We start from the raw sequence: 24,501 nt of genomic DNA, 5'->3' as shown, positions 1-24,501 counted from the left end.
TGCCCGGCTATGAGAGAAAATGTCGGAATCAGTCGCCGATCGATGCTCAAGGCCCTCCCCGCAGCCGCCGTCCTCGTGGCGGCCTCCGACGGCATCCTCGCCCGGCCCGCGCTGGCGGCGGCGCCCCCCTTCCCGCAGCCGGCCGTGCGGAGCCCGCGGCGGGCCTCCGGGGCGCGGCGGGCGGTGCTCGACCACAAGCTCGACGTGCGGTTCACCGAGACCCGCGTCCCGGGCTACGGCACCGTCACCACGCGCACCTACAACGGGACCATCCCCGGTCCGACCCTGCGGGTGCGCGGCGGCGACACCCTGCGGCTCACCCAGGTCAACGGACTGCCGCCCAATCCGGCGTACAGCGGCGGCCACAACCGCCCGCACCGCCCGAACAGCTTCAACCTGCACACCCACGGCCTGCACGTCTCCCCGTCCGGGGACGCCGACAACGTGATGCGCGAGTTCGCGCCGCGCACGGCCGAGGAGGTCGAGGCCGGCGCCGCCGAGCCGGAGTACCTGACCGTCATCGAGATCCCGGCCGACCACCCGGCCGGCACGTACTGGTACCACCCGCACGCGCACGGGGCCACCGCCGAGCAGATCGGCGGGGGGATGGCCGGGGTCATCGTCGTCGAGGGCGACGTCGACGAGGTGCCGGAGATCGCGGCCGCCGCCGACCTCGTGGTCTGCGTCAACGAACTCCGGCTCCGGGACGGCAGGGTCCCCGAGTTCACCGCCGACAACTCGCTCACCGGCGCCCCGGCCACCTTCACCGTCAACGGCGAGGTCAACCCCGGGCTCGTGCTGCGCCCCGGCGAGGTCCAGCGCTGGCGGTTGGTGGCGGCGACCGGGTTCACCACGCTGACGCTCCAACTGATCGATGACGATGCCGAATTGACGATGCATCAGATCGCCCGGGACGGCGTGACCTTCCCCGGGCCGGTCGCCGCCGAGACGGTGCTGCTGGCCCCCGGCAGCCGTGCCGACGTGCTGGTGCGCGGCGGCGAGGCCGGGACGTACGAACTGCGCGCCGAGGGGGTCTCCGTCCCGCTGATGACGGTCGAGGTGGCGGGGGAGGCCGTCGACCCGCCGATGGAGTTGCCGACCGCCCTGCCGCAGGGCAAGCCCTTCCTCGACGAGGAGGACATCGCCAACCCCGACGGGGACCGCACGGTGGTCTTCCACGTCGACCCGGGCGCCTTCGACCGGCCGTTCCCCAACGCCTACCGCATCCTCGGCAGCCACCCGACCCCGGCCGCCGGCACCACGGCCGACGATGGGGGAGACGGCGGGGCCGACGGTGAGGCCGCCCTCGCCCGCGACCCCGCCTACGGCATGTTCGACCCCGAGTACGTCAACCACACCCTGGAACTCGGCACCGTTGAGCGGTGGACCCTGCGCACCGACGACACCCAGCCGGTCTTCCACCACCCCTTCCACCTGCACACCAACCACGTCCTGGTCACCCACCGCAACGGCGAACGGCTCGACCCGCCGGTGTGGCAGGACACCGTCGACCTGGCCGGCGGCAGGCCCGGCGACACCGTCACGTTCCTGGTCAGGTACGAGGACTTCACCGGCCGCACCGTCCTGCACTGCCACCAGCTCCAGCACGAGGACCTCGGCATGATGCAACTGGTCGAGTACGTCGAACCGCGGCGGCCGGGCCGGCGGCCGGTGCCGGGGCGGGCGGGGGAGGCCGCGTCGGGCCGGGGCTGATCAGCGGCGGGTCCGGCCCGTCCAGGCCAGCAGCCGTTCGCGCGGCCAGGTGGTGACCAGCCGCTCGGGGCCGAGGCCGAAGCGGGCCGCGCGGGCGTAGCCGGAGGTGAGCCAGTGCAGCTGGTCGGGTGCGTGGGCGTCGGTGTCGACGGCGAACAGGCAGCCCGCCGCGGCGGCCAGGCGCAGCAGGTCGTCGGGCGGGTCGCGGCGCTCGGGGCGGCAGTTGATCTCCACCGCCGTCCCACTGGCGGCGCAGGCCGCGAACACCGCCTCGGCGTCGAACCGGGACGGCGGGCGGCCGCGGCCGGTGACGATCCGGCCGGTGCAGTGCCCCAGGACGTTGGTGCGGGGCGCGCGGACCGCCGCCAGCATCCGGGCCGTCATCGGTCCGGGTTCGGAGCGCAGCTTCGAGTGGACGGAGGCCACCACCAGGTCGAGCCGGTCGAGCAGGTCGGGCTGCTGGTCAAGGGAGCCGTCCTCCAGGATGTCGCACTCGATCCCGGTCAGCAGCCGGAACGGCCCGTTGTGGGCGTTCCAGGCCGCCACCGCGTCGAGTTGGCGGCGCAGCCGGTCGGGTTCGAGACCGTGCGCGATGGTCAGCCGGGGGGAGTGGTCGGTGAGCACGGCCCAGTCGTGCCCGAGGTCGCGGGCGGCGCCGGCCATCTCCTCGAACGGATGACCGCCGTCGGACCAGTCGGAGTGCAGGTGGCAGTCGCCCCGGGCCGCCGCCAGCAGGTCCCACCCGGCGGACGCGGCGGGCCCGGCCTCGGCCTCCAGCCGGGCGAGGTACGGCGGGGTCGCGCCGGCCGAGGCCTGGGCGATCACCGCGGCGGTGACCGGTCCGACGCCCCGCAGCCGGCGGACGTCGTCGGCGTCCACCGGGCCGGGCGGCAGTCCGCGGACGGCCTCGGCCGCGGTGTGGAACGCCCGCACCCGGTAGGGCGAGGCGCCCTGCCACTCCAGGAGGAAGGCGATCCGCCGCAGCGCCTGTGCCGGGTCCACGGTCGCGCCCGCCTCACCGCACCGCCGCGGTGGGGGCGGTGCCGGTGGTCACGGTGCGCGGGCCGGCGGGTGTGTCGATCCGCATGAGGGGCGCCTTGCCGGGCGGAGGCCGTTCCAATCCCCGCCCGGAGGTCCTTCCGCGCGGGCCGGGACGGGTGCCTCCGGTTCCCGCCCGGAGGGCGTGTAGCCGGGGCCGGGGCGGGCAGGCGCCGGTCATGGACGACGACGAGGCGAGCCGGCCCACGGCTCGGCGGGCGGGCCGCGCGACGCCGAGCCCGCCGCGCCATCCGGGCCGACGTGAGGAGATCGGGCATGGACCGTTACGGACGAGTGCCGCTGCCGGGGCCGATCGGGACACCGGACCCGTTCGGGGCGCTGTCGCCCGTGCGGGTCCCGGGCAGGGACGAGACCAGGCGGTTGGTGTTCTCCGGCCGGGTGGGCGCCGTGCAGGCCGGCCGTGACTTCATCCGGGAGGCGCTGCGGTCCTGGCGCTGGCTGCCGACCGCGGACGGGGAGCGGCTGACGGTGGCCGAGGACGTGCTGCTGATGGTCTCGGAGCTGGTCACCAACGCGTGCCTGCACACCCGCGGCGGGCCGGACGAGCTGCGGCTGAGGTGGGACGGGCGCCGGCTGCGCGTGGAGGTCGCGGACTCCAGCCCGGTGCTGCCCGAGCTGCGCCCGTACGCCGACCCGGCCCGCCCCGGCCGGCACGGCCTGCGCGTGGTGGAACGGCTCGCGCGGTCCTGGGGCTCCGCGCCGGAGGACGGGGGGAAGCAGGTCTGGCTGGAGGTCGCGCTCCCGTCCGTCGGGCTGGACCGCCACGGGCGCCTGGCCTGACCGGCCGGTCGGGGGCTCCTCGGCGTCCGGCCGGGGAGGCCTCCAGCGGTGACAGCGCGGGAAAAACCCCTGCGCGGGTGTTCGGACCCGGATCCCGGGGTAGAACCTGTGGAGCAGCGGCCGTGATCGAACCGGCTGCTCCCGCACCGTGGACGGTGCCACCGGGACCGCGCTTGAAGAAGCCGGGCACAGGTCCTGGGGGAAGAGGTCCGCGACGCACGAGGTGCGAGTCCGCACGCGTCGCAGGGCGATGCCCCGCATGCCCAGGAGCGATCAAGTGTCCACCTACCTGGAAACGACCGACCGGGAATTCGTGCCGTCGGACCTGCCGTCCGACCTGCCGCCACGACCGACGGCCGCCGAACTGCGCCGGATGGGGAAGTCCGAGGCCCGCGAACTGAGCGACGCGCTGTTCGAGCGGCTGTCCGGGCTGGCTCGGGAGACCCACGCCTACAGCTACGTCCGCGGCACGATCATCGAGCTGAACATGCCGCTGGTGCGCTTCATCGCGGCCCGCTTCCGCCACCGCGCCGAGGACATGGACGACATCCTCCAGGTCGGCACCATCGGTCTGATCAAGGCCGTGGACGGCTACGACCCGCGGCGCGGCGTCGAGTTCGTCACCTACGCGATCCCCACCATCACCGGCGAGATCAAGCGGTTCTTCCGCGACACCTCGTGGCCGGTGCGGGTCCCGCGCAGCATGCAGGAGCTCTACCTGTCCGTCGCCCGCGGCTCGGACCGCCTGGAGCAGGAACTCGGCCGGCTGCCGCAACCCGAGGAGATCGCCGAGGACCTGCACATCACCGTCGAACAGGCCGCCGAAGGCCTGACGGCGGGCCGGGTCTACCGCCCCAACTCCCTGGACGCGCTGCGCGACCAGGACACCGACGAGACGGGCAGCGCCCTGCTCGACCGCCTCGGCGGCTGCGACCCCGGCATCGAACTCGCCGACTTCCGCATCGCCGTCCGCCCGCTGCTGGCCCGGCTGCCCGAACGCGAGCAGACCGTCCTCAAGCTGCGGTTCTGGGACGGCCTGACGCAGTCCCGGATCGCCGAGCGGATCGGCGTCTCCCAGATGCACGTCTCCCGGCTGCTCAGCGCCACCCTGGACTGGCTGCGCCAGGAACTGGAGGACCGGGACGCGCCCGGCTGGGCCGAGGAAGCCGAGCAGGCCGAGCAGGCCGTGCGGGCCGGGGAGGCCGGCTGAGCCTCAGGCGGGCCGCAGCTCCAGCGTGCAGCACTTCGGCCCGCCGCCGCCCTTGAGCAGTTCGGGCAGGTCGACGGGCACCGGGACGTATCCCTCCTGGTGCAGTCGGCAGGCCAGCCCCCGGGCGGCGGCGGGCAGCACGACGTGCCGCCCGTCGCTCACCGCGTTGAGGCCGAACGCCGCCGCGTCCGGGGCCGAGGCGAGGATCGCGTGGGGGTAGAGGGTGTGCAGCAGCCGCCGGCTCGCCGGGGCGAAGGCCGGCGGGTAGTACATGATCTGCTCGTCGTCCAGGACGGCGAGCGCGGTGTCCAGGTGGTAGAAGCGCGGATCGACCAGCGTCAGGCTGACCACCGGGCGGCCGAGCACCAGCCGGGCCTCGCGGTGGGCGGCCCGGCTGGTGCGGAAACCGGTGGCGGCCAGGATGCGCGGCCCGGCGAGCAGCAGGTCGCCCTCGCCCTCGTTGACCGGGCCGGCGGTCCGTACCGGCCGCCAGCCGGTGGCGGCGAACCACCTGCGGTGGGCCTCGGCCTCGGGCGCACGCTCGGGGTGGCGGAAGCGGGCCACCAGCACCCGCCCGTCGACCACCGTGGCCCCGTTCGCGGTGAAGACCATGTCGGGCAGCCCCGCCACCGGGTCCAGCAGGTCGACCTGGTGGCCGAGGGAGCGCAGTGCTTCGCGAAACCGGTCCCACTGCGCCTGCGCCGCCCCGCGGTCGACCGGCCGGGCCGGGTCCATCCACGGGTTGATGGCGTAGTCGACGGCGAAGTGGGTCGGCGGGCACAGCAGGTAGCGTCGGCGACGGGCGGTGCGCGCGGGAGGAGGTTCCATGCGCCCGCGCGTGCCCCGGCCGCGCGGGCGGAAACCTGGCGGCACGGAGGGCTGTGCCGTCCCCGGCGAGGGCCGACCGGCGGGAACCGTCGGACAGGTCCTAGCCTGGGAGGGGAAGCCCGGGCCGGGGCGTCGGCCGGGCCCGGCAGCGAGGACGGTCCGGATGAACGACTCTCGGATGGCCAACGGGTGGACGGTGGTCCCGCTCAGCGGGGACCTCGACGACCTCTCGGCCCGCGAGGTGCGGCGCCTGTTCGACGCCCTCGCGGACACCGGCACCACCCGGGTGGTCGTGGACCTCACGGCCGTGGGCTTCCTGGACTCCACCGGCCTCAACGCGCTGCTCGGTGCCGCCCGGCGGATGCGCCGGGAACGGGGCACCCTGCGGCTGGCCGGCGCCGCCCCGCGGGTACGGGACCTGCTGGAGCTGAGCGGTGTCGACAGCGTGCTGCCGCTCTTCCCGGACGTGGCGGCGGCCTGTGCGTGAGGACCGGACCCCCGAGCAGCCCGTCCTGCCCGACGACGCGGCCGTGCTGCGGGAGGCGGTCGACCGGCTGCGCACCGAGGCCGAGGGCCTGCGGCGGGCGATGCGCACAAGGGGTGTCATCGAACAGGCCAAGGGCATGCTCGCCGAGCGGCTGGACTGCACGCCGGAGGAGGCGTTCGGCCACCTCGTCCGGCTCTCGCAGGACACCAACCGCCGGCTCGCGGACATCGCCGCGGGACTGGTCGGCCTCGCCGCGCCGCTGACGGACCCGGTGGACCCGGTGGTGGACCCGGTGGACGAGCCCGACGCCGCGCCCGGGCGCCCGGCGCCCGGCGCCTCGGCATGTCCGGAGCCGCCCGCGACCACCCCCCGTGAGGCCGCCGGTGTGACCCCCGCCCCGGCCCCCGCCCCCGCCCCCGCTCCCGGACCGCGGACGGCTGCCCCGGCCGTCGCGGTGCCCGGCCTCGCCGCGCGCTACCACCTGGCGGCCTCGGCCCTGGCCAGTGCGGAGACGCCCGAGGAGCTCGCCCGGCTGCTGCACCAGGTGGCGCTGGCCCCGGTCGGCGTCGTCGCCGTGGTGCTGGGCCGGCTGGAACCGGACGGCGCGCTGCTCCTGGTCGGCAGCCACGGCGTGGAGTCCCGGCGGATCAGCCAGTGGCAGCGCATCCCGCCGGAGACCGGCGTGCCGCTGGTGGCCGCCGCCCACGGCGGCAGCCTGGTCTGGGAGTTCGACCGCGGCCACCGCGGCGGCCGCGCACCGGGCAGCGGACGGATCGTCCCCGGCCGCAACGCCTGCGCCGTGCCGCTGCGCTGCGGCGAGCGGATCATCGGCGCGATGAGCCTCGGCTGGGACGTACCGGCCGCCCGGGCCCGAGCGGCGACCCGGTACGTGGACGCGCTGTCCGGGCTCGTCGCGGGGCACCTGCTGCGGTTCAACGGCACGGGCGAGGACGAGCCGGTGCCGGCGGTGCCCGGTGGCGAGCACTGGTTCCGCGCCGTCCTGGACGCCGTGTTCGACCCCGTCCTGGTGCTCACCGCCGTGCGCGGGGCCGTCCCCGGCGGTGCGATCACCGACCTGCGGGTCCGGTACGCCAACGCCGCGGCCGGTCTCGGCGCGGCGGGCGGCCGACGCCTGAGCGAGCTCCACCCCGGACTGGTCGCGACGGGGCACTTCGCGCGGATCCTGGAGGCCGCGACGACCGGCGCCGGCTACGAGGGTCGGACCGAGGACTTCACCGGCGCCGGGCCGGACCGGACGCTGGTCCTGCGGGCGGAGCCGTTCCTCGACGGCGTGCTGCTCACCTGGCACCCCGGCGACGGAGCCGAGCGCGCCGCCCGGCTCCACCGGGCGCAGCGGCTGGCCGGCCTGGGCAGCTTCGAGTGGACTCCCGGCTCGCCGCCGGAACTCTCCGGGGAGGCCCTGCGGCTGCTCGGCCTCGGCCCCGACCGCACCGACCCGGTCCGGCCGACCGAACTGGTGGCCCGCGTGCGCCCCGCCGACCGCCCGGCGGCCCGGCGGTTCCTCCGCCGGCTGCTGGCCGGGCGGCGGACGGCGGCCCTGGAGTTCGACGCCGAGGGGCCCGGCGAGGCCGCTCGCACCGTGCGGGTCACCGCCGAGGCGGTCGGGGACCCGGCGAGCGGTCGCCCGAGGGTGATCCGGGGAGTCCTGCAGGACGTCAGCCGGTGGCACCGCACCGAGCTGGCCCTGGCCGGCGCCCGGGCCCGGCTCGCCGAGCAGCGCCGCCGGGCCGCCGCCGAACACCGTACGGTGCGGGCCCTGCAGAACGCGCTGGTGGCCGCGCCCCACGAGCCCGGGCCCGACCCCGCCGTCCTCGACCACGCGGCCCGCTACCTGCCCGCCGGGGACCGGCCCCGGGTCGGCGGCGACTGGTACGACCTGGCCGGTCTCGCCGACGGCCGGATCCTGCTCGCCGTCGGCGAGGTCAGCGGCCACGGGCTGGCCGCTGACGTCGGTACGGCCGAGCTCCGGCACGCGCTGCACGGGCTCTGCTACACCGGCCAGGGGCCGGGCGAGATGCTCGGACGGCTCAACACGATGCTCTGCCACCAGGGCGGCAGCCGGATCGCCGGCGTGCTGTGCGGCCTGCTCGACCCGGAGGCGGCGACCCTCACCTGGAGTGCGGCCGGGCACTCGCCGCCCGCCGTGGTCCGGGGCGCCACCGCCGTCCTCGCCGAGGGCCCCACCGGGACCGTCCTCGGCGCCCTGCCGGAGAGCCGCTACGTCGACACCGTGCTGCCGCTGCGGCCGGTCGAGGACACCGTGCTGTTCTGGACCGACGGCCTGCTCAACCGGCGCGACGACGGCACCGTCCGCCCGGACCGGCTGCTGCGCGCGGCCGAGGAGTGCGCCGGCCGTGCGCCGGCGGACTGCCTGGAGCACATCACCGTCCGCCTCGGCGGCCCCAACCCCGACGACGACAGCTGCCTGCTGGTCGTCCGGCTGCGGGCGCGCCCGGGGCGTTAGCGATCGCGCATCCGGGGTAATCGCTGCGGCGGACCACGGGGGGCGGCGCAGCGAGGAGGCGGACGGCATGGACGGACAGGAGCGGGCGGAGGCGCGCGGAACCGGACGGCGGGCGCGCCGCGCTCCGGACCCGGAGCCGCTGCTGCGCGCCGTCGGGCTCGGTCTGCGCGGCCGCGCCTGGGACCTGGTGCGCGGGCTGCGGCCGCGGACCGTCCTCGGGCTCGCCCTGCTGTCGCTTGGCCTGCTGGCCGCCGGGCTGGGGGCGTCGGCGGCCCCGTTCCGGTGGGGCCTGACGGGCTGCTGGGCCCTGGCGCTGGCGGCCGCCTCCGCGGTGCTCCGCGGCTGCGCCGACGGCCGCCGGGCCGGGCGCGGACGCCTGCGCTCAGCCCTGCCCGACGACCCGGGCTGAGCCCTGGCCGTCCGTGTCCTGCTCGCCCGTTCCCCGGTCGCCGGTACCCCGTGGCGGGCGGCCGTGCCGCCGGTGGCTGGTGTCGCAGAACGGGTAGGTGCGGCTGCGACGGCAGGCGCACAGGGCCACCACCGGGCGCTCGGAGACCCGTACCGTGCCGTCCGGCAGGACCACCTCGACCGGCCCCTCCACCAGCAGCGGACCGCCCGGGACGACCACCACCCGGGTCGCGGCCCGGTCAGCGTTCGCGGACACCGCGCACCACCACCAACTCCTCCTCGCGCTCGCCCGGCCGGATCAGCCCGCGCCGCTCGAACAGGGCGGCCCGGGCGGACATCACCGGTCCGAACTCCTGCCGCCGATGCGCCGTCACCTCCGCGCGCAGCCCGGCCGCGCGCAGCAGGACGAGCGTGGCGCGGACGTCCGCGAGCGCGGACTGCACCACCAGCAGCACGCCGCCGGCGGCGAGCAGACCGGGCGCCTCGCGGCAGATCCGGTCCAGGACCAGCCGCCCGTCCGGGCCGGCGTCCCAGGCCAGGGCGGCGCCGCGGCCGACGGCGCCCGCGCCGTCGCGGACCGGGACGTACGGCGGGTTCGCGGTGATCAGGTCGTAGCTCCGTCCGGCCACCGGGGCCAGCAGGTCGCCCCGGCGCACCCGCACGCGCCGGTGGTGGAGGCGGCTGTTGAACCAGGCGGTGGCCGCGGCGCGGGCGGACAGGTCCACCGCGGTGACCCGCGCCCCCGCGCGGGCCGCCACGAGCGCGACGGCGCCCGTCCCGGTGCAGAGGTCGAGCACCCGGCTGGAGCCGTCCAGCGGCTCCCGGCGCACGCACGAGGCCAGGAGCGCGGTGTCGCCCTGGGGCGGATAGACCCCGGGGGGCCGGAGCAGTAGCACGGCGGTCACCACGCTCCCCGCGCGGTGACCGCCGGCCGGGCACCGGCGTCCGGCGGCGCGGCGGGCCGGACGGGTGCGCAGGGACGGGGGCGGTCCGGGTGGTCGGGGCTGATGGCGGTCATGGCTGCTCCTCGGGGGTACGCCGGTCGGTGACGGTCGGTCAGCCGGCTCCTGGCAGCCGGACCTCCAGGTGTCCGGAGAGCACCCGGGTCTCCAGCACCGGCTGGGGCGCGGTGGCCGGGCCGTGCACCACCTCGCCGTCCCGCAGCCGGAACTCGCTGCCGTGCCACGGGCAGCGCAGGCAGCCGTCCACCAGGGAGCCCTCGGAGAGCGGCCCGGACAGGTGGGTGCAGCGCTCGGCCAGCACGTGGCACTGCCCGCCCTCGCGGACCACCACCACGGCCAGCTCGCCGGCCATCGCGCGGACCGGCTGCCCGGGCGGGAAGTCCTCCACCGCGCCGAGGCCGACCCAGTCGCCCGGCGCCAGGCGGGGCACGGCGGCGGCCCGGTCGGGGCCGGCGGCCAGCCGGTAGGTCAGGTGCCCGCCGAGCGCGGCCCCGACCGAGACGGCGGTCAGCCCGGCCAGGCCGAGCAGCCGGCCGCGCGCCCGGTGCCCCCGGCAGCGGGCCAGCAGCGAGCCGCCGTACAGCAGCACGCCGGTGGTGTTGCAGAGCGCGTGCACCAGGCCGGTGCGCCGGCGCGGCGGGTCGAGCCGGGCCCAGTCCACCCACCCGGTGAGCGCGGTGGGCCCGGCGGCCAGCAGACCGGTCGCCACCAGGGCGTCGGCGGACCGGCGCCCGCCCGGGAGGAAGTCCAGCAGTCCGGCGGACATCCAGCAGCCGAGCGGCAGGTGGATCAGCGCCGGGTGGAGCGGGTGCCCGAGCCACACGCCGTGCAGGGCGTCGCGGTACGGTCCCAGCGGGAGCGCCTCGACCGCTTCGGCGAGCGGCCGGGCCGGGGCGTCCAGGACGTCCCAGTGCGCCGGTGCGTCCAGCGCCCGGCGGAGCTTGCGGGACCACCGTCGGGTGTGCAGCGATGTGGTGTCCATGCCCGGGCGGCTAACCGCTCACCGGCCCGTCAAACCCGGGTGCCGGGGTGTGTCGCGGACCGCGCCGGGTAGGCGTGCGACGTGGCCGTACGCGTGGAGGCGGCCGGGGCGTGGGCGGCCGGACGTGGCCGAACGCCCGGACAGCCGACCACCGGACGACGGTGGCGGGACGGAGGAAGAACGAGGCGCGGAAATGGCCGATCTGACGCGCATCGCGCAGATCGTGGCCGAGGCCGTCAACGGCCCGGGCCGGCCCTCCCTGCCCGAGCGCGCCTGCGCGGCCTGCGTCGACGCGCTGGCCGCCGACGCCGCCGCGATCACCCTGATGGCCGACCCCGGGTACCGCGCCGGGGTCTGGGCCAGCGACGAGAGGGCCCGGCGGATCGAGGAGCGGCAGTTCGGCCTCGGCGAGGGCCCGAGCGTGGACGCCTTCCGCACCCGCGGCCCGGTCGCGGTCGCCGACCTGCTGTCGCCCGAGGAGGTGCGCTGGCCCGTCCTGGCCGTCGACCTGGCCTCCTCGGTGGCCCCGCCCGGGGCCCCGCTGCGCAGCGCCTACGCCTCCCCGCTCCACCTGGGATCGTCCGGCATCGGCGTCCTCAGCCTCTACGGCGCGCGACCGGGCGTCCCGGAACCCGAGGAGGCCGCCGACATCCAGGTCGCCGCGACCGGCGTGACCCTCGCGATCGTCGGCTCCTTCCTGGGCCCCTCCGACGGGCGGCCGGAGCAGCCGTGGCCGGACGAGGCGGCGTCCGACGGTGTCGAGGTGGACCAGGTGATCGGCATGATCATGGTGCAGCTCGGGGTGCCCGCCGGGGAGGCGCTGGACCGGCTGCGGGCCCACGCCTTCGCCCACGGCCGGGAGATCGACGAGGTCGCCCACGACGTGGTGGAGCGGCGGCTGCGGTTCACGGAGGAGGACCGGTGAGGGACGACCGGCTCCGGACCTCCGGCGCGGCCCTGCCGGACCCCGAGGTGGACCGGACGTCGTCCAGCCGCTCGCGGACCCGGCGGTGATCGCCCTGCTCCGGCGCCGGTACGGGCGGGAGCGGACGGCCGCGGAGGAGATCGGGGGGCCGTGCTCCGCTCCCACGCCGCCCGCCGCCGCCCGCCGCAGCGGTGGCGCGGGGCCGAACGCCGGGGCGGAGTGCCGAGGGTGAGGCGGCAGGCGGCGCGGTTTCGCTGCGTGATCGGCGCATACTTTCCGTAAACAAACGGAGGTGCTCATGCCCATGGTGGATGTCGCTGCCCTCGGCCGACTGGTCGCGGAGTACGAAGCCCTGTCTCCGTCGAGTTCGCCGGAGGCCGGGCAGCGGCTGCGTGACGTCTGCTACACGATCGGCGTCTACACCGGGGAGGCCGACGCGGTCCGCGCGGTCGCCCGCGCCCGCCTGCTGCTGAGCCGTCAGGGCGCCGCCGATGCCGGCGGGGCGGCGGCCGGGGCCCCGGCGACGGACCGGACCCGCGCGGCGCTGCTGGCCGAACTCGGCGAACTCGCGGCCCGCGAGCGGCTGCGGCCCGCGCCCCTGCCGACCCTGAACGACGTGGTGCAGCTGACCCGCGTCACCGTCCCGGACTGCGTGGGCGCCGCCGTGAGCACCTGGCACGACGACGGCTCGGTCGAGACCTTCGCGGCGAGCCCGTCGTACCTGCTGGCCCTGGAACGCGCGCAGCGCGGGTCGGAGGAGGGCCCGCTGCCCCGGCTCCGCCACCAGGGCGAGGGGCAGGTCGTGGTCCGGCTGGACCCGGGCCGCCCCGGGCGGTTCGCCGACCGGGCCCGGCGCTGCGGCGTACGGGTGGTGGCCGGCGCCCACCTGCGCACCCACCCGCACGGCTGCACGGTGTTCAGCGCCTACCTGCGCGCGCCGGTCGAGCCCGGCACGCAGGCCCTCGGGCTGGTCGAGGTGCTCGCCCTCCAGGCGTCGGCCGCCCTCGACCGCTACGCGCTGTCCAGGGCGGTGGCCGACCTGCTGGACCGCCGGCACGCCACCGGCCTGGCCATCGGCCTCACCGCCGAGCGGTTCGAGGTCACCCCGCACACCGCGCTGGGCCTGCTGGTCGGGGCCGCCCAGCGGCTGGGCACGGACCTCGACACGGTGGCCCGGCACCTGGCCGACGGCGACCGGGCGCGGTCCGGGCCCGGCGAGCGGAGCGGCCCGTAGCGGGTGCCCGGGTGCGTGCCGGGCCCGGCAGCCGGCCGGGGCCGGACCGGCGGGATGGTTGCGCCGGTGCAGGCCGGGCAGGCGCACAGTCGGCCGGGACGGGCCCGGCCGCACCGTACGAGGAGGCCAGGATGAGCATGGTGAAGGAGTCCGTGGATGTGGCCGTGCCCCTGCACACCGCCTACAACCAGTGGACGCAGTTCGAGGAGTTCCCGCGCTTCATGGAGGGCGTCGACTCGGTGACCCAGCTGGACGACCGCCACAACCACTGGCGCACCAGCATCGGTGGTGTCACCCGTGAGTTCGACACCGAGATCGTCGACCAGGAGCCCGACGAGCGGATCGCCTGGCGGACCGTGGACGGCGACGTGGACCAGAAGGGCGTGGTGACCTTCCGACGGCTCGACGAGGGCCACACCCGGGTCGCCATGGCCATCGACTTCCGGCCCGAGGGCATGGCGGAGCGGGCCGCCGATGTCACGGGCGTGGTCGACCGCCGGGTCAAGGGGGACCTGAAGCGGTTCAAGGAGTTCATCGAGGAACGCGGCCGGGAGGAGGGCGGCTGGCGGGGGCGGATCACCCCGGGCTGAGCCCGCTGTACGTCCGCTCGCCACACGTCCGCTCCCCCCGTCCTCTTGCCGCACGTTCGCGCGTACGTCCGCTCGCTGGACGTCCGCTCTTCGCATGCCCGCTCTTCGCATGTCCGCGCGACCCCGGCCGCCGATGGTCCGGCCGGGGTCGCGCGGTGCCGTCAGGGCGAGCGCTGGTCCCCGAAGGTGTCGTGCCCGCTGACGTGGTCCCGCAGTGCCGCGATCGCCCCGGTCCCGGGCGGGAGCCCCCACAGCGGTGAGCCCGGCCGACGGGCCCGGCACTCGCCCATGCGGCGCTCGCAGGTCCGCAGATCCCGCGGCGCCGCACGGGCGCGCAGGGCGGGGAACAGCCGCTCGTCCTCGCCCCGCAGGTGGGCGCGGAGCAGGACGACCAGCACGGCCGTGGCGTGACGGCGCCCGCCGACGGTCAGCCGGTCGTCCTCCGCCCGGTCGAGCAGCCTGCGGATCGCCGCGTGGCTGCGGGCGGCGGCGTCCGCGAGAGCGTCCCCGGTGGTGAGGCACCGCCGGGCCAGCGGGTACAGGTGGGCCTCCTCGGTCAGCAAATGGGGGGACAGGAGCCGCCGCAGGGAGCCCAGCAGCCGCAGGGTCTCCTCGTCGGGGGCGCCGGCGCGGGTGGTGGTGCGGTTCAGCTGGCGCAGCAGCGTCTCGATGGCCCGGTGCTCGGCGGACAGCCGGCTCGGGAAGCCCTCGACACCGTTCATGGCGGTCTCCGTCTCCACCCGGCCGTGGTCCGACCGGGTGCGGGCACGCGGGGGAAGGTCGGCGTCCGCCCGCTCCGCGTGCCCGAAACCGTCCGCGGGCGGCCCGCCGGGCGCCGTTCAGTCGGCCACCACGCGCAGGGTGGCCAGGGAGTCGTCGGCGGCGTCCGGGACGACCATCCCGGCGGCGGTCCCGGAGCGCAGGTAGTCCACGACCTCGCGGTTCAGCCGTTCGCCGGGCAGGGCGGCCGGGATGCCGGGCGGGTAGGGGGTCAGCACCTCGGCGGCGATCCGTCCGGCCGCCCGGGCCACGGGCACCGCCTCGGTCGGGCCGAAGAAGGCCTCGCGCGGGGACAGCGCCTGTTCCAGTCGCAGTTCGGACGGGTCCGGCACGTCGATGCGGGCCGCGGGCCGGAGTTCGTCGACGTGGTCGACGAGGTCCCGCAGCGCGGTCACCAGCGCGTCCACGGTGTCGGGGCCGTCGGCGTGGCTCAGCTGGGCGCCTATCCGGCGGTGGTCGGCGAGGTGGAGGTCGACCTGCCGGTGGGCGCGCAGCCAGTCGGCCGCCTGGTAGCCGTCGGTGCCCAGCGCGGCCAGGTCCACGACGAGCTGGAGCGGATCGAAGTCGGCGGCCCGGTGCGGCGCGCAGAACTCGGCGTCCCCGTACAGCCGCAGTCCGGGCACCAGCGGGATCCGCTGTCGGGCGGTCCCGGCCAACCGCAGGGCGTGGTCGAACAGTTCGCGGCCGTGCTGGACCATCTGGCGGCGCCAGCCGTCCAGCGCCGCGTACATCAGGACCGAGGGGCTGGTGGTGCCGAGCAGGTCGGCCCGGGCCTTCAGCTTCGCGGGATCGACGCGGTCGCCGCGCAGGTGGTAGACCGAGCTCTGTTCGAGCCCCGAACCCATCTTGTGCACCGAGGTGACGCACAGGTCCGCACCCACGTCCATCGCCCAGGCCGGCAGCCGGGGGTGGAAGGGCAGGTGGGCGCCCCAGGCCTCGTCCACGACGACCGGCAGGTCGCGCTCGTGGCAGACCCGGACGATGCCGGCCAGGTCCGCGCAACCGCCGTACGGGGTCGGGCTGGTGACCAGGGCGCCGGTCGCGTCCGGGTGGTCGGCGAGGGCCTTGGCGAACGCCCCGGCCGACGGCGGGTGGGCGAAGTGCAGCTGGGGATCCCACTCGGGGTCCACCCACACCGGGCGCACGCCGGACAGGATGAGGGCGGCGGCGACGGACTTGTGCACGTCACGGCCGAGCAGCAGCTGCTCGCCGGGCGCGGCCACGGCGAGCATGGCCGCCTTGACCGAGAGTGAACTGCCGCAGGTGGAGAAGTAGGTGAGGTCCGCGTGGACGGCGTCGGCCATCAGCTCCTCGGCCCGTTGGAGCACCCGGCCGGTCGAGCGGCGGTCGTCCAGCCCGCCGGTGGCGAGCAGGTCGGCGCGGAACAGGGCCTCCCCGAGGAGGGCCACGACCCGTGGGTCGGCGCCCCGGCCCTGCCTGTGGCCGGGCGGCGTGTACGACAGCCGACCCTTCTCGTGGTGGTCGGCGAGTGCTTCGAGGACGGGTGCGCGTGAGTGGTCCATGTACGGCGGCTGCCCGGACGCGGTGGCGGGAAACCGGGACGCCGGGGGCCGGGCGGCGAGCGGGTGCGCCACGCCCGGCCGCCGGAGCGGAGCAGCCGAGCAGCCGAGCAGCGGAGTTTGACCGGAGGGCGTGAGGGGACACGCGCAGAGGCGGAGGGGAATCCCGCCGAGCGGGCAGGAGGAGGGCGACCGGTCCCACCGCATCGCCAACGCACCGGGAGGGCCGACCGCCCGCACGCAGGAAGGACACCACCCGTGCCGTACGACGAAGACCTGTTGGAACAGCTCACCGCCGACCACCGGTCGGTACTGGTCCCCTTCAGCGAACTCAGCGGCATCCCCAGCAGGGACCCGCAGCGCAAGGAACTGGTCGACCTGCTGACGGACCAGCTGGTCCGGCACACCCGGGCAGAGGAGGAGCACCTCTACCCGCTCGTCCGCGAGCGGCTGGCCGACGGGCCGGCCGTGGTGGAACGTGAACTCGCCGACCACCGCGGGGTGGAGGAACTGCTCGGGGAACTCCGGCCGACCCATGTGACCTCGCCCCGGTTCGACCGCCTGGTGGCCCGGCTGGCCGAGGAGGTCACCCGGCACGCCGGCGACGAGGAGGCCCGGCTGTTCCCGGCCCTGCGCGCCGTGACCACCGAGGCCGAACTGCACGCCCTGGCGGTCCGGGCCCGCGAGACCAAGGAGGCCTCGACCGGCCGGCCCCGCCACCTCCCGCCGACCGATCGGCCGGCGGACCGGCTCCCGCCGCCCGAGCGCTCGGTCGTGGAGCGGGTGCGGGACTTCCTGACGCCGGGCGGACCGCACTGAGGCGCCCGGCGGGGCCTCCGCTCGAACTCCGGTTGAACTCCGATCGACTCCGATCGAACCCCGGTCGAACCGGCGCGGGCCCCTCCGATCGAACCCGGGAGGTACGACGTGCGGGAACGAGTGGACCGGATCGCCGAACCGTGGGGCGACCGCACCCCCTACGGCCCCGGCCGGCCGTGGCCGGTGCGGGTGGACGCCTTCCTGGAACCCGGCGTCGACGCCGACGAGGTCCAGCGGTGGGTGCGGACGGCGTCGCTGCTGCACTCCAACGGGGACGCGATGGACGTCGCCGTCGCCGACGGGCGGATCGTCGGCGTCCGAGGACGCGCCGGGGACCGGGTCAACCGGGGGCGGCTCGGGCCGAAGGACCTGTTCGGCTGGCAGGCCAACCGCGCCGCCGACCGGCTGACCCGGCCGCTGCTGCGCCGGGACGGCCGACTGGTCGAGACCGACTGGGCGACCGCGATGAACGCCGTCGTCGAACGCTCGAAACAACTGCTGCGCGAGCGGGGCCCGGGCTCGATCGGCTTCTACACCAGCGGCCAGCTGTTCCTGGAGGAGTACTACACCCTGGCGGTGATCGCCCGGGCCGGCCTCGGCACCAACCACCTGGACGGCAACACCCGGCTGTGCACCGCGACCGCCGCCGAGGCGCTGAAGGAGACCTTCGGCTGCGACGGCCAGCCCGCCTCGTACACCGACGTCGACCACTGCGACACGCTGGCGCTGTTCGGACACAACGCGGCCGAGACCCAGCCGGTGCTGTGGATGCGCGTCCTGGACCGGCTGGCGGGGACCGACCCGCCCCGGCTGCTGTGCGTCGACCCGCGCCCGACCCCGGTCGCCCGTCACGCGACCCTGCACCTCGCCCCGCGCGCCGGCACGAACGTCGCCCTGCTCAACGCGCTGCTGCACGAGGTCGTCCGGACCGACCGGGTTGACCACGACTTCGTCGAGCGCCACACCGTCGGCTACGACGAACTGGCCGAACGGGTCGCCGAATGCCCGCCGTCCTGGGCCGCCGGGATCTGCGACGTCCCGGCCGCCCGGATCGAGCAGGCGGCCGAACTCCTGGGCGGCGCCGAGCGGTTGCTGTCCACCGTGCTTCAGGGTGTCTACCAGTCCCACCAGGCCACCGCCGCCGCCTGCCAGGTCAACAACCTCCAGCTGATCCGCGGCATGCTCGGCCGCCCCGGCTGCGGCGTACTCCAGATGAACGGCCAGCCCACCGCCGAGAACACCCGCGAGTGCGGGGCCGACGGTGACCTGCCCGGCTTCCGCAACTGGGAGAACGACCGGCACGTCGCCGAACTCGCGCGGGTCTGGAACGTCGAACCGTCCCGGATCCCGCACTACGCGCCGCCCACCCCGGCGATGCAGATCATGCGGTACGCCGAACAGGGCTCGATCCGGATGCTGTGGATCACCGGCACCAACCCGGCCGTCTCGCTGCCGGAACTCCGCCGCATCCGCGACATCCTCGGGCAGGAACGGCTGTTCACCGTCGTCCAGGACCTCTACCTCACCGAGACCGCCCGGCTCGCCGACCTGGTGCTGCCCGCCGCCACCTGGGCGGAGAAGACCGGCACCTTCACCAACGCCGACCGCACCGTCCACCTCTCCGAGAAGGCCGTCGACCCGCCCGGCGAGGCCCGCTCCGACCTGGAGATCCTGCTGGACTACGCCCGCCGGATGGACTTCCGCGACCGGGACGGCCGCCCGCTGGTCCACTGGCACGACGCCGAGTCGGCGTTCGAGGCGTGGAAGGACTGCAGCCGGGGCCGGCCGTGCGACTACTCCGGCCTGGACTACGAACGGCTGCGCGGCGCGAGCGGCATCCAGTGGCCCTGCACCCGCGAAGCGCCCGAGGGCACCGAACGGCTCTACACCGACGGCATCACCTGGGCCGCGCCGGACAGGTGCGAGACGTACGGCAAGGACCTGGTCACCGGTGCCGCCGTCTCCGAGACCGAGTACCGCGCCCTCAACCCGGACGGCCGGGCCGTGCTGAAGGCCGCCGAGTACCTGCCGCCGCACGAGTCCACCGACGCGGAGTGCCCGCTCCAGCTGACCACCGGCCGGACCCTCTACCACTTCCACACCCGCACCAAGACCGGCCGGGTCCCACAGCTGAACGCCGCCGCCCCCGACGTCTGGGTGGAGCTCTCCGCGGCCGAGGCCGCGGCTCGGCGGCTCGGCGAGGGCGACCTGGTCGAGGTCACCAGCCGGCGCGGGTCGGTGCGCGGCCGCCTGCGGATCACCGGCATCCGCGACGGCACGGTTTTCCTGCCCTTCCACTACGGCTACTGGGACACCCCGCAGGGGGACCGGCCGGGCGCGGACGGCGGGCGGGCCGCGAACGAGACCACGATCACCGACTGGGACCCGGTCTCCAAGCAGCCGCTGTTCAAGACCGCCGCCGCCCGGATCGCCCTGGTCGCCCGCGCCGACGGGCACCGCGCCCCCGCGCCCACCACCACGGCCTCGGCCCCGGTCGACGGCGCGTCCGTACCGCCCACCACCGGTGGGCCGGAGGCGGTCGCCGCCCAGAGCGCCGACGCGCCGGAAGGAGACGGATCGTGAGCGGCACCACGGACACCCTCCGCGCCCTGCACGACGGGGAGTGCCGCCTGGAACGGGCCCTCCTCGCGGCGGCGGACCGCCACCGCGCCGACCACGAGGTCCACCACGTCGCCACGGACCTCGCCCGGTGGTCCGGCGAGCACGCCCGCCGGATCGCCGACGCGGCCCACGACCGCGGGCTCGACCTGCCCGGGCTGCCCGGCTCGCCCGACGCGTTCGGCCCGCCCGACGCGCTCGGCGCACCGTGGCAGCAGGCCGGCGCGGTGCCCGGGCAACACCCCGAACCAGGCCTGCGCCTGCTCCACGACCTGCGGGACCTCCACCTCGCCGCGACGGCCAACTCCCTCCACTGGGAGATGCTCGCCCAGGTGGCGCAGGCCACCGGCGACGACGCCCTGCTCTCCCTCGCCACCGCGTGTCACCCCCGGACCCTGCGCCAGATGCGCTGGAGCAACACCATGCTCAAGACCCTCTCCCCGCAGCTGCTCTCCAGCCTCTGAACGGTCGACGACCGCATCCCGGGGCGTCGTACGCTACTTCGGCAGTTCGGCGGACGAGTCCGGGGCGTCCGGCGGCATCGGCGGCGGCCCGTCGAACCCGGTGCCCCCGTCCCCCGAAGGCCCCGGCCCGGCCTCCTCACACACGGCGGCCCCCTCCTCCGGCACCGGCATCGGAGGGTGCGCCGGCACCCTGGTGGGCCCACGGGAGCCCAGGCCCCGTTGGCCGCGCCACCGGCTCTGCCGGTCGCGCGGGATCCGGTCGCTCACGGCGTCCTCCTTCGCGTCGCGGCCACCATTGTGGCCCGGACGGCGAGCCGTACCGAACACCCGGCCATGCCGCTGACTGTCAGTCAGTCACAGGATCCAGGGCCGGGACTCCGGCGCCGAGAGCGGCACCGGTCGGAGGCCGTGGGTGGGGTGGTGGCCCGGTCGCGAGGGGGTCGGGTGCGGGGTAGCGTCACTGCTGGTCACCAGGGCGTCACGGGATGCCTCCTCGGGTGGGGCGCCGGCCGGGCCCTAAAGCAGACCCCCCGTCGTTCCGACCGTCCCGACCTGACAGGAGCCTCCCCGTGGCCGGGGCGCACCTACCGGTTCGTCCACGGCAACGACATCGTGCCCGAGCTCCCCCCGGAGCCCGCCTTCACCCACGTCGAGGTGCTGCGCCACATCGACTCCGCGGGCCGGGTGAAGGAGAAGGCGGGGCTGGTCTCCGCCCTGACCGACCGGGCCAAGGGGCTGGGCGCCGCCGCCTTCTCGCCGGACGGCGAGGGCATCCGCGACCACATGATGCGCAGCTACCTCGCCGCGCTGGAGAAGGCCCTGGCCTGACCGGGGGAGGGGGTGGCACCGGCCGGGCGGGGGAACGGCCGCCGTCGGGGTGTGCGGCGGCCGTCGCCCGGCGTGGGCGGGGGCGTCGACGGCCGCCCGCCACGGGGGCGGATTCGATGCCGTGGCGACGGGTGACGCGGAACCGGGTGCCGAGGTGGGGTGCGCGCGAGGCGTCCGGCCGGTGATCTTGGACGGATAGGCTGCCGTGATGTCAGGTCCTCAGGGTGAGGACGGAGCTGATGACGATCGGTGGTGTACGGACATGATGGGACCGGCGCATTCGCTGTCGGGTGCGACCGCGTGGCTGGGGGTGGGCGCGGTGGCGGCCGGGATGGGGGAGCCGATGCCTTGGCCGGTCCTGCTCGCGGGGGCGCTGATCTGTGCGGGGGCGGCGCTGGCGCCGGACCTGGACCACAAGGCGGCGACGATATCCAGGGCGTTCGGACCGGTGTCCCGGGTGCTCTGCGAGGTGATCGACAAGCTCTCGTACGCGGTGTACAAGGCCACCCGGGGCAAGGGCGACCCGCGGCGGTCGGGCGGCCACCGGACGCTGACGCACACCTGGCCCTGGGCGGTGCTGTGCGGGGCGGGCGCCTCGGCGGTGGCCGGGTACGGCGGTCGCTGGGGTGTCCTGGCGGTGCTGTTCGTGCACATGGTGCTGGCGATCGAGGGCCTGCTGTGGCGGCACGCCCGGGTCTCCAGCGACGTCCTGGTGTGGCTGCTGGGGGCGGCCGGCGCGTGGATGCTCGCGGAGGTCCTCGACAAGCCGGGCAACGGCTCGCAGTGGCTGTTCGAGGCGCCCGGGCAGCAGTACCTGTGGATCGGGCTGCCGATCGCGCTCGGCGCGCTGGTGCACTGCCTGGGCGACGCGCTGACCGTCTCCGGCTGCCCGGTGCTGTGGCCGATACCGATCGGCCGCCGGCGCTGGTACCCGATCGGGCCGCCGAAGGGCATGCGGTTCCGGGCCGGAAGCTGGGTGGAGCTCAAGGTGCTGACGCCGGTCTTCATGGGGGCCGGCGGACTCTGTGCGGTGGGGGCGCTCGGCTTCTTCGGCAACAGCTAAAGGCCGGCAGCCTTTGGAATAGCAAGAGTTGGCGGGGTGTCGGCTGATGTGGCGCCGACTGCCCCGCCCGCTCAGCGCGCCCCGATCAGGCCGTCCACCAGGGCGTCGAGGCCCTCCCGGTAGGTGTCCTGGGCGGTGAGCGGTGCCCAGCGGTCGGCGAGCCCGGCCAGACGGGGCAGCCGCTCCGGGTCGAGCCCGGCGAAGACCTGCTGACGGTGGGTCGGGCCCTCGTCGGCCGCCCGGCGGCGGGCCGCCGCCGCGCGGACCATGATCTCGCCGGCGGTGTAGTACCAGATGGCGCGGTAGCCCTGGACGGCCCGTTCCGGCGACAGGCCGCAGTCGACCAGGCCGTCGACCATCTGCTCGACGAACCACAGGGAGTGGGCGGACATCAGGCTGTCCCCGGTCAGCACCCCGACGATCCACGGGCAGGCGGCGAGCGCCCCGTGGATGGCGGCCGCCGCGGCGACGACCCGTTCGCGCGGCTCGGCCGGCAGGTCGGTCGGCCGCAGCGTCCGAGCCGCGTAGTCGTCCAGCAGCAGGACGAGCAGCTCCTCCTTGTCGCGGACGTGGTGGTAGAGCGCCATCGGCGTGCTGCCGATCTCGGTGGCCAGGCGGCGCATGGTCAGCCGCTCGACGCCCTCCTCGTCCACGATCCGGCGGGCCGTGGTGACGACCTCCTCCCGGGAGATGCGGGGAGGCCGGCCGGTGGCCTTGCGCGGCGCGGCGGACCGCGGTGCGGCGGCCCGCCGCGCCGACGGCTGCGGCGCGGGCGGTCCCGGCGCGGGCGACTCCGGCGCGGACGGCGGCGATCCGGCGGGCTGCGGGGCGGAGGGCTGCTGCATGCCCCCATCATCCCCCGGGACTCGACAGCGGGGATCGTCCGGGGCTACTTTCTATACATGTACAGAAACTTACCGGGGCGGCGCCCCGGCCTGGTGCCGGCGGCAGTGACCGTCGCTCAGTTCGTCTTCGCCCTGGCCACCGTCGCCGCCCACCGCACCGGCGGCGCCGCCGACCCCGCCGCCCTCAACGGCGGCTACGCCACCGGACCGGCCGGCACCGCCGGGCTCTTCGTCCTCGCCGCGCTGGTGGCGATCGCCGTGCTGCCCGGGCGGCGGCCGGAAGCCTCCCACCCGCTCACGCCCGCCGACCACCGACTGGAAGGAACCCGCTCGTGACGACCACTCCGATCGCGCCCGTGGGCCTGTTCGCCTCGGCCCTGCACATCCACCCCGACGGCGGCCTCCGGGCCACCGAGCGCCGGATGACCGGCGGTGACCCCGGGGCCTGGCAGATCGCGACCTTCCACGTGGAGAGCGACGCCGACGTCCACGCCGACCACTGGGAGATGCACCCCGAGGCCGAGGAGGCGGTCTGCTGCCTGGCCGGCGGCGTCCGGCTCCACCTCCGCGCGGCCGGGCCCGGCGAGCCCGGGGCCATGGTGCGACTGGCGCCCGGCAGCGCCGTGGTCGTCCCCCGGGGCCGCTGGCACCGGCTGGAACTCGACGCCCCCAGCGACCTGATGTCGATCACCCTCCGCACGGGCACCCGGCTGGAACGGCGCACCGAGGCCGGCTGACGGAGGCGCGGGCCGGGTGGCCCGGTCGGAGGACCGGACCACCCGCACCGTCCTCCTGCTACGCCTTGCGGAGCCGGTCGATGATGCCGTCGATGTCGCGCCGGAACATGTAGTCGCGGATGACGTGGCCGCCCGGCTCCTCGTACGCCTCGTACGGGACGCCCGCGCCGTCGAGCAGGGCGCGGAACTCCCGCTGGCCGGCCAGCACCTCCGTCTCGTTGAACCGGTCGAAGGGGTTGGTCGGGTCGGGGCTGGTGCCGGCGACCAGGAAGATCCGCTTGTTCCGGTAACTGTCCAGGCGTTCCATCGGGTTGTCGGCGCTGACCCTGGCCTGGTCCCACAGCGGCGCGCCGTAGATCGTGCCGCCGGCCAGGTCCTTGGCCGCGGCGGAGACGTTGGCCCAGTGCACGACCGCGCCGTTGTCGCGGCGGAGGCTGGCCGGGCCGGAGTGGGAGCTCACCGAGGCGAAGTGGCCCCAGTACTTGGCCGCGTACTTCAGGGCGCCGAACCCGCCCATGGAGAAGCCGGCGACGGCCCGGCCGTCGTACTCGGCGTAGGTGCGGAAGTTGGCGTCGATCCACGGGACCAGCTGGTCGAGGTGGAAGCTCTCCCAGTTCCGGGGGCCGACGTTGGTGCTGACCGGGTTGGAGTACCAGCCCGCCTGCCCGCCGTCGGGCATCACCACGATCAGCGGCTTGCCGGCCGTCCAGTCGCGGACGCCCTGGCGGTCGAACTCGACGAAGTCCTGGAGCCCGCCGTGGAGCAGGTAGAGAACGGGGTAGGTGCGCCCGCTGGTGTGGTAGTCGTCGGGGAGCAGCACGTTGACGGCGGGCTGCCAGCCGATCTCGGCGGTCGCGAAGCGGTAGTACCGCATCCGGGCGTCGGCCTCGTCGCGGTCCGCGATGTGCAGCCCGAAGCCGTCGTCGGCCGCGCGGGCCGCCGAGGCCGTCGCGAGGACGTTCGCGCCGCCGAGCGCCAGTGCCGCGGAGAGGCCGCCGGCGGCCTTCAGGACGTTCCGCCGGGTGGGACGGTGGGTGCTCAAGTCAACCTCCTGGTCGGGGGCGGGCGGTCGACGAAGTGGTGTCCGCCGTAACGGTCGTGTGGGGCTTCGCCCGCCCGCCCGGCGCATCCAGGGTGGGGCGCGGGGATGCGCCGTTCACGAA

Annotated in this window: 25 protein-coding genes; 16 read left to right on the top strand and 9 right to left on the bottom strand. The window is 75.9% G+C overall.

Going from position 1 to position 24,501, the window contains the following annotated elements; genetic code table 11:
- Positions 1-42: 42 nt before the first annotated feature.
- Positions 43-1,713 carry a multicopper oxidase family protein gene (locus tag ACZ7RU_RS13830; RefSeq protein WP_470341126.1) on the top strand — a complete coding sequence of 557 codons (1,671 nt, stop codon included), beginning with the start codon at positions 43-45 and terminating at the stop codon, positions 1,711-1,713.
- Here the strand turns inward: ACZ7RU_RS13830 and ACZ7RU_RS13825 are convergent, their stop codons facing one another.
- Positions 1,714-2,715 (bottom strand): PHP domain-containing protein, encoded by a 1,002-nt coding sequence (locus ACZ7RU_RS13825; protein WP_470341125.1) that lies wholly within the window; start codon positions 2,713-2,715, stop codon positions 1,714-1,716. It lies immediately after the preceding gene.
- 312 nt (positions 2,716-3,027) lie between these two features.
- Between ACZ7RU_RS13825 and ACZ7RU_RS13820 the strand changes: the two genes are divergently transcribed.
- Both ACZ7RU_RS13820 and ACZ7RU_RS13815 read left to right on the top strand, forming a co-directional pair.
- Complete coding sequence (locus tag ACZ7RU_RS13820; RefSeq protein ID WP_470341124.1) at positions 3,028-3,552, top strand: ATP-binding protein; 525 nt, start codon at positions 3,028-3,030, stop codon at positions 3,550-3,552.
- Between the two features lie 277 nt (positions 3,553-3,829).
- A complete protein-coding gene (locus ACZ7RU_RS13815; protein WP_470341123.1) occupies positions 3,830-4,762 on the top strand; it encodes a SigB/SigF/SigG family RNA polymerase sigma factor in 933 nt (310 codons plus the stop codon).
- A 3-nt stretch (positions 4,763-4,765) separates the two neighbouring features.
- On the opposite strand, the gene ddaH is transcribed toward ACZ7RU_RS13815, so the two are convergent.
- Positions 4,766-5,590: a dimethylargininase gene (ddaH, locus tag ACZ7RU_RS13810; RefSeq protein ID WP_470341122.1), complete on the bottom strand. Its 825-nt coding sequence runs from the start codon at positions 5,588-5,590 to the stop codon at positions 4,766-4,768.
- A 163-nt stretch (positions 5,591-5,753) separates the two neighbouring features.
- Here ddaH and ACZ7RU_RS13805 point away from each other — a divergent pair, with 163 nt between their 5' ends.
- From ACZ7RU_RS13805 to ACZ7RU_RS13795, 3 genes are all read left to right on the top strand, one after another.
- Positions 5,754-6,077 carry an STAS domain-containing protein gene (locus tag ACZ7RU_RS13805; protein ID WP_470341121.1) on the top strand — a complete coding sequence of 108 codons (324 nt, stop codon included), beginning with the start codon at positions 5,754-5,756 and terminating at the stop codon, positions 6,075-6,077.
- Positions 6,070-8,562, top strand: a complete 2,493-nt coding sequence (locus ACZ7RU_RS13800) for a SpoIIE family protein phosphatase (protein ID WP_470341120.1) — start codon at positions 6,070-6,072, stop codon at positions 8,560-8,562. The genes ACZ7RU_RS13805 and ACZ7RU_RS13800 overlap by 8 nt, the downstream gene beginning before the upstream one ends.
- Before the next feature lie 67 nt (positions 8,563-8,629).
- Positions 8,630-8,971: a hypothetical protein gene (locus tag ACZ7RU_RS13795; RefSeq protein WP_470341119.1), complete on the top strand. Its 342-nt coding sequence runs from the start codon at positions 8,630-8,632 to the stop codon at positions 8,969-8,971.
- Here ACZ7RU_RS13795 and ACZ7RU_RS13790 read toward each other — a convergent pair.
- From ACZ7RU_RS13790 to ACZ7RU_RS13780, 3 genes are all read right to left on the bottom strand, one after another.
- The gene (locus ACZ7RU_RS13790) at positions 8,945-9,226 is read right to left on the bottom strand and encodes a CDGSH iron-sulfur domain-containing protein (RefSeq protein WP_470341118.1); all 282 of its coding nucleotides are present in this window, start codon (positions 9,224-9,226) and stop codon (positions 8,945-8,947) included. The genes ACZ7RU_RS13795 and ACZ7RU_RS13790 overlap by 27 nt on opposite strands.
- Positions 9,210-9,875 carry a HemK2/MTQ2 family protein methyltransferase gene (locus tag ACZ7RU_RS13785; RefSeq protein ID WP_470341117.1) on the bottom strand — a complete coding sequence of 222 codons (666 nt, stop codon included), beginning with the start codon at positions 9,873-9,875 and terminating at the stop codon, positions 9,210-9,212. Before ACZ7RU_RS13785 ends, ACZ7RU_RS13790 begins: the two co-directional genes overlap by 17 nt.
- 151 nt (positions 9,876-10,026) lie before the next feature.
- Complete coding sequence (locus ACZ7RU_RS13780) at positions 10,027-10,914, bottom strand: Rieske (2Fe-2S) protein (RefSeq protein ID WP_470341116.1); 888 nt, start codon at positions 10,912-10,914, stop codon at positions 10,027-10,029.
- A 193-nt stretch (positions 10,915-11,107) separates the two neighbouring features.
- Between ACZ7RU_RS13780 and ACZ7RU_RS13775 the strand changes: the two genes are divergently transcribed.
- The 3 genes from ACZ7RU_RS13775 (at position 11,108) to ACZ7RU_RS13765 (ending at position 13,663) form a co-directional block, all read left to right on the top strand.
- Positions 11,108-11,839 carry a GAF and ANTAR domain-containing protein gene (locus ACZ7RU_RS13775; RefSeq protein ID WP_470341115.1) on the top strand — a complete coding sequence of 244 codons (732 nt, stop codon included), beginning with the start codon at positions 11,108-11,110 and terminating at the stop codon, positions 11,837-11,839.
- Positions 11,840-12,143: 304 nt separating this feature from the next.
- Entirely contained in the window at positions 12,144-13,073 is a 930-nt protein-coding gene (locus ACZ7RU_RS13770) for a DUF5133 domain-containing protein (RefSeq protein WP_470341114.1), read from the top strand.
- Between the two features lie 131 nt (positions 13,074-13,204).
- A complete protein-coding gene (locus ACZ7RU_RS13765) occupies positions 13,205-13,663 on the top strand; it encodes an SRPBCC family protein (RefSeq protein WP_470341113.1) in 459 nt (152 codons plus the stop codon).
- 161 nt (positions 13,664-13,824) lie between these two features.
- On the opposite strand, the gene ACZ7RU_RS13760 is transcribed toward ACZ7RU_RS13765, so the two are convergent.
- On the bottom strand, positions 13,825-14,385 hold the full coding sequence (locus ACZ7RU_RS13760; RefSeq protein WP_470341112.1) for a hemerythrin domain-containing protein: 561 nt from the start codon (positions 14,383-14,385) through the stop codon (positions 13,825-13,827).
- Between the two features lie 117 nt (positions 14,386-14,502).
- A complete protein-coding gene (locus tag ACZ7RU_RS13755; protein ID WP_470341111.1) occupies positions 14,503-15,966 on the bottom strand; it encodes an aminotransferase class I/II-fold pyridoxal phosphate-dependent enzyme in 1,464 nt (487 codons plus the stop codon).
- Between the two features lie 255 nt (positions 15,967-16,221).
- On the opposite strand from ACZ7RU_RS13755, the gene ACZ7RU_RS13750 reads away from it, so the two are divergent.
- The 5 genes from ACZ7RU_RS13750 (at position 16,222) to ACZ7RU_RS13730 (ending at position 21,756) form a co-directional block, all read left to right on the top strand.
- The gene (locus ACZ7RU_RS13750; protein ID WP_470341110.1) at positions 16,222-16,782 is read left to right on the top strand and encodes a hemerythrin domain-containing protein; all 561 of its coding nucleotides are present in this window, start codon (positions 16,222-16,224) and stop codon (positions 16,780-16,782) included.
- Positions 16,783-16,890: 108 nt separating this feature from the next.
- The gene (locus ACZ7RU_RS13745) at positions 16,891-19,365 is read left to right on the top strand and encodes a molybdopterin oxidoreductase family protein (RefSeq protein ID WP_470341109.1); all 2,475 of its coding nucleotides are present in this window, start codon (positions 16,891-16,893) and stop codon (positions 19,363-19,365) included.
- A complete protein-coding gene (locus ACZ7RU_RS13740) occupies positions 19,362-19,865 on the top strand; it encodes a hypothetical protein (protein WP_470341108.1) in 504 nt (167 codons plus the stop codon). Before ACZ7RU_RS13745 ends, ACZ7RU_RS13740 begins: the two co-directional genes overlap by 4 nt.
- A gap of 612 nt (positions 19,866-20,477) precedes the next feature.
- The gene (locus ACZ7RU_RS13735; protein ID WP_470341107.1) at positions 20,478-20,693 is read left to right on the top strand and encodes a hypothetical protein; all 216 of its coding nucleotides are present in this window, start codon (positions 20,478-20,480) and stop codon (positions 20,691-20,693) included.
- A gap of 262 nt (positions 20,694-20,955) precedes the next feature.
- Positions 20,956-21,756 carry a metal-dependent hydrolase gene (locus tag ACZ7RU_RS13730; RefSeq protein WP_470341106.1) on the top strand — a complete coding sequence of 267 codons (801 nt, stop codon included), beginning with the start codon at positions 20,956-20,958 and terminating at the stop codon, positions 21,754-21,756.
- 71 nt (positions 21,757-21,827) lie between these two features.
- On the opposite strand, the gene ACZ7RU_RS13725 is transcribed toward ACZ7RU_RS13730, so the two are convergent.
- Positions 21,828-22,448: a TetR/AcrR family transcriptional regulator gene (locus ACZ7RU_RS13725; protein ID WP_470341240.1), complete on the bottom strand. Its 621-nt coding sequence runs from the start codon at positions 22,446-22,448 to the stop codon at positions 21,828-21,830.
- A 258-nt stretch (positions 22,449-22,706) separates the two neighbouring features.
- Here ACZ7RU_RS13725 and ACZ7RU_RS13720 point away from each other — a divergent pair, with 258 nt between their 5' ends.
- Both ACZ7RU_RS13720 and ACZ7RU_RS13715 read left to right on the top strand, forming a co-directional pair.
- Positions 22,707-22,937, top strand: a complete 231-nt coding sequence (locus ACZ7RU_RS13720; protein WP_470341105.1) for a hypothetical protein — start codon at positions 22,707-22,709, stop codon at positions 22,935-22,937.
- Positions 22,934-23,338 carry a cupin domain-containing protein gene (locus ACZ7RU_RS13715; RefSeq protein WP_470341104.1) on the top strand — a complete coding sequence of 135 codons (405 nt, stop codon included), beginning with the start codon at positions 22,934-22,936 and terminating at the stop codon, positions 23,336-23,338. The genes ACZ7RU_RS13720 and ACZ7RU_RS13715 overlap by 4 nt, the downstream gene beginning before the upstream one ends.
- Before the next feature lie 58 nt (positions 23,339-23,396).
- Here ACZ7RU_RS13715 and ACZ7RU_RS13710 read toward each other — a convergent pair whose 3' ends face one another.
- Positions 23,397-24,380, bottom strand: coding sequence for an alpha/beta hydrolase (locus tag ACZ7RU_RS13710; RefSeq protein WP_470341103.1), 984 nt, complete (start codon positions 24,378-24,380; stop codon positions 23,397-23,399).
- Positions 24,381-24,501: the final 121 nt, after the last annotated feature.

Source organism: Kitasatospora sp. NPDC114501 (assembly GCF_055633695.1).
Note: the sequence above shows the minus strand (reverse complement) of the source record. Positions and strands in the feature narration are given on the sequence as shown.